Origin of the sequence: Nostoc cf. edaphicum LEGE 07299 (assembly GCF_015207245.1) — a bacterium.
In the GTDB taxonomy this organism is placed as follows: Bacteria; Cyanobacteriota; Cyanobacteriia; order Cyanobacteriales; family Nostocaceae; genus Nostoc; species Nostoc edaphicum_B.
Genome location: NZ_JADEXF010000449.1, coordinates 1 through 4,485 on the forward strand (window position 1 = coordinate 1; position 4,485 = coordinate 4,485).

The 4,485-nt window shown below is 38.9% G+C and carries 4 protein-coding genes; 1 reads left to right on the top strand and 3 read right to left on the bottom strand.

Translation table 11 applies throughout. The annotated features are described in order from the left end of the window. Positions 1–566 (bottom strand): Tll0287-like domain-containing protein (locus IQ229_RS14490; RefSeq protein WP_194044794.1); only part of this gene is annotated, 566 nt, incomplete at its 3' end. A 181-nt stretch (positions 567–747) separates the two neighbouring features. Between IQ229_RS14490 and IQ229_RS14495 the strand changes: the two genes are divergently transcribed. Next, positions 748–1,602, top strand: a complete 855-nt coding sequence (locus IQ229_RS14495; RefSeq protein WP_194044796.1) for a phosphate/phosphite/phosphonate ABC transporter substrate-binding protein — start codon at positions 748–750, stop codon at positions 1,600–1,602. 137 nt (positions 1,603–1,739) lie between these two features. Here the strand turns inward: IQ229_RS14495 and IQ229_RS14500 are convergent, their stop codons facing one another. Together IQ229_RS14500 and IQ229_RS14505 are read right to left on the bottom strand one after the other, a co-directional pair. Continuing rightward, complete coding sequence (locus IQ229_RS14500) at positions 1,740–2,510, bottom strand: hypothetical protein (RefSeq protein WP_194044798.1); 771 nt, start codon at positions 2,508–2,510, stop codon at positions 1,740–1,742. A gap of 628 nt (positions 2,511–3,138) precedes the next feature. Next, on the bottom strand, positions 3,139–4,485 hold a 1,347-nt coding region (locus tag IQ229_RS14505; protein WP_194044800.1), incomplete at its 5' end, for a GAF domain-containing sensor histidine kinase.

The following is a 4,485-nucleotide window of genomic DNA, read 5'->3' on the forward strand; positions in this document are numbered from 1 at the left end:
CCATAATTTAGCAACTGACTTTTAGGAGCCTGATCTGGTGTAGAATGACATCGCAAACATTTTGCTTGTGTAATCTTTAGTGGTTGTGCAATGTAAAATACTTCGCCTTCTGACAATTTACGAAAGCCTGTAATTTCTAGGGTATTAGGTTCGTTGCGAAAACGCTCGACAAGTTGAGTTTCAAAATTATCAGCTTTATCTGCTAAATTAGTTGGATTAAGTGTTGCATCTTTATGAAAAAAGTTTTTAAATTCAGGCTTTTTACGAAAATTTTCGAAAACCTCTTTAGAGGAAAAAGTTGGTATTACTTCAGGCAAGAATGTTGGGCTAGTATCTAATCTAGGTTCTAATAGGGGAGCAATACGATTTTGTGTATAATCTCTAACTGCATTCACCATTTGGATGAGAATCTCCGCTTGAGAACTTACTTCATTTTGCGCTCTCCTTTGAAGTACACTGGATAAGGCAACGCCACTTCCTAAAATACTGATGATGAAAACTAATATTAAAAGCAAGTTAAATTTAGCACCTATTTTTAAGTTTTTTAACGTAATGTTGTTTAACATAACCTAAGCAAGGAAGGTGGTCTGTGAATTTATCTAATATTTATTTATACCTGTTATAAAGCATCTCAACAGGATCTAAATAAATATTAATTTTTTACTGCAATATAACCCCTTTAGGCAGTAGTCAAATTTATCTAAATTAGTCCTGAAAGCCAAATTATTTTCTTAACCATAATTAGTGATGTTTGTGCGATTTCCCCGTCGTTTATTTCTGTTTCATCTACTAGGTTTTACATTTGCTGCTTGCAAACCACAAGGTGGGGTTGAGGGCACGTTAACTATTGGTGTGATTAACTATGGTGGAGGCGAACAGATAATTAATCAATATGCTAAATTTAATAGTTACTTGGGTGAAAAAACAAACTCATATATTCAGTTAGAGCCTGTTTTTAATGAAAATAGAGCGGTTGAGCGCCTTGATGCTCGTGCTTGGTCATTGGTATTTGCTCCACCGGGTTTAGCGGCTATTGCGATCGCACGTCACCAATATATTCCTCTATTTCCTTTAATAGGTATTAGTAATTTACGTTCAATTTTCGTTGTTCGCAAAGATAATCCGATAACTGAATTGAAACAATTGCAAGGCAAAACAGTGGCTTTAGGACAGTTAGGTTCAGCAACAGGATATTATTTTCCTCTTTACAATCTTTATGGTACAACACTAGCTGAAATACTGTTTGCACCTACACCCAAAGCAGCGCTAGAATTGGTCGCTCAAGGAAAAGCGATCGCCTGCGCCGTCTCAGAAGCGGAATTAAGTCTCTACAGTTCACAGTTGGCGCCAACCGAATTCCGCATACTATTTAAAGACCCTCACTATGTACCATTAGGTGTGGTTTTGATTGGGCCGAATGTAGAACGTAACCGTCAAGAATTTATCCGCAAAGTGATGAGTAATTCGCCTTCAGGTTTAGCTCAAGAAGTGGGGTATGTACCCAATGGACAAGTACCAGATTACAAATACATGATTTCTGTAGTCGATCGGGTAAGTTCAATTAGTTCCAAGCTGCAAAAAAAGCCTGTTCGTTTATTTTAATTAAAGCAATAACAATACTTTCAGTCTTTGCTTTCTCTAAAAAAACTTCCTGTTAAAGAGAGCATTGTTATTGCTAAATTTTGTAAAATAGAAACTGAGAATAAAAAACAGCCAGCAAGCCTGACTGGGAAATTAGGTCAAAAAAACAATTTGAATCGTGCTAGCTGGTTTTTAATCGTCTCTGTCAGGATTTTATCCAGTTCTGTAGTGTCTTGAAATTGCAAAATTTGCTGTGTCGGTAAGTCGAAGGGAAATTCACCTTCAAAATCTGGGCGTTGCATTTGCGCTAGTAGAATCTGTTCAGACTTCTTACTTTGGATGGCATAGCCAATCTCAATACAGACATTCGGACTAGGAATTAATTGAGGCGTTTCTTTACCTTCAATGCTAGCAATGGGCGTGGTGTCAGCGATAAATAACAAACTCTTACGGATTTTCCGCATGATTGTGCGGTTAATTCGGAAAGTAGCACCGCTAGGACGAGAGGATTCTATTAATGTTAGGGGAAGACGCGATCGCAAGTTTAAATCGTCTAAACTTTTTCGCAGTTCTTCTTTGAGAATATTCGTCGCTGCGGCATACTCAGTTTGATAGGATAAAAAAATCGTTGGTTCTAACTGAGCCAACACCGCCTGCTTGGTGAAATAAATTTCATGACTAATTAAGTCAATGTTAGAGACGCAATAGCCGCCACTACCTTCAATATAAAATTCAATATTTTCCCCTTCTAAATAGCGCCCAAACCAAGTTGATTTCTTAACTTCGTCACTGTCTTCTAAAAAGTCTGCTCGCAATGCTGATTTCAGCAGGCTTTTTTTGCTTAAGCGAATGTCTGGCTGACGTTTTTCCAGTTCTGGAATCGGCTCATAATCCTGTAGATACCACGCTCTGAGCGCAATTATTGACATAAGGCGCTATTTTAACTGTTTCTAGCTATTCAACTTCGTATAATCTTACACCCAGAGGAGTCCCTATTTCAGACTTCTCTTTAAACACAACAACACCCAAGCCTCTACTCACTGAACTATCTCCTCTCTTTGTTGATTATAACCAGGGATGTATTTACTTCCATTGCTTTTGTAAACAAGTAATGAAAATCAGTTACAGTGCCCCCTAATCTTCCACATTTCAGGAAATAGCAGTTTTCGTGTTGGGTGTTGCTGTATTTTGACGAGACAGATGTAAGTTAAACAGCGTCTTATACCTCTTACTAACATTTCAAATGCAGCTGTTATATCTGCCACGGGAAGCTTGTTTTTTAGCTTCAACTATTAGATTATCACTTGTAGTTGGGAGGGATTTATTTTGCAACTAAACTTTACTTTTAAATTAGTTTTAATCAAATTCAATATATTGCACATCCTAAGTCAATAATAGGTATTTTTTTAACTTATATGTTAAGAAAATTATCATCTATCTTGTGGATGAATTTAAAAATTACTCAGTCAAGTTTTAAGTTTTAAAACTAACAATAGAGCATTGGTCACTAACCAATAGTGATTCTTCCCCTGCTTCCCCATCCCCCACTTCCTATTCCTAGTTAACTATTTTGGCTGGAGGCTTGACGGGAATCTCAATCCAGAACTCTGTACCTTTGCCAGGTTCTGAAATACACTCCATTATTCCCCCATGTTTTTCGACAATAATCTGATAGCTGATTGCTAGTCCCAATCCTGTACCTTTGCCCACGGGCTTGGTAGTGTAAAACGGGTCAAAAATTCGCTTTTTTACGTCTTCAGTCATTCCGGGCCCGTTGTCACTAATCCGAATTAATAGACGAGAGTTGTCTGCTGAGACTTTAGTGGAAATCTCGATAGTTGGAATTGGGCATGAGTTATTCTCCTTGTCACCCCGATCCTGCCACTCCTGACTCCTTACTTCCAGAGCATCTATGGCATTGCTGAAAATATTCATGAATACTTGATTCATTTGACCGGCATAGCATTCCACCCGTGGGATGTTGCCATAATCTTTAATTATCTCAATGCGTGGAAATTCAGCATTTCCTTTCAATCGATGTTGCAAAATTAATAAGGTGTTGTCAATGCCTTCATGCAGGTCAACGCGCTTGTTTTCAGACTCATCCAAGCGAGAAAAATTGCGTAACGACAACACTATTGAGCGAATGCGCTCGGTTCCTACTTGCATTGAGGTCATGATTTTTGGCAGGTCTTCTACCAAAAATTCAAAATCTATCGCTTCGATCGCGGCTTGAATTTCACTATGGGGATGGGGATAGTGTAGCTGGTAGAGACGTAAAATTTCTAGCAGTTGTTCGGTGTAATCACTGGCGTGGCACAGATTACCGTAAATAAAATTAACGGGGTTGTTGATTTCGTGGGCGACACCCGCCACCAACTGTCCTAAACTAGACATTTTTTCGGTCTGAATCAATCTTGTCTGTGTTTCTTGGAGTTCATATAGGGTCTGCTCTAACTGAGCAGCTTGATTTCTAGCTTCAGTTTCGGCCTCAGAGGTTTGTTGGTAGAGTTGTGCTTGTTGAATCGCGATCGCAGCCTGATCTGCCAGCTGCTGCAATAAATCAATTTCTGTATCCTGCCAATTTCTGGGAGCCTCACACTCATGGGCAATTAGTAAGCCCCATAGTTCCATACCCATATTAATTGGAACTATTAAGTTTGCTTGCACTTGCAGACTTTGCAAAAACTCTCGATGACAATCACTTAAGGAAGCCGTTGAAAGGTTGTTAATTGCCCGTACCCTACCCTGACAGTATAGACTGGTATACTCATCAGGAAAACATTCTAGTGGTGTATTCACTCCCAAAACTGACTGCCAATTACCATTAATCTCTTCCACAATCACTGATTTAGTCTTCAGGTAGAAAATCAGCACTCGGTCTGAATTTAACAGGGGACGGAC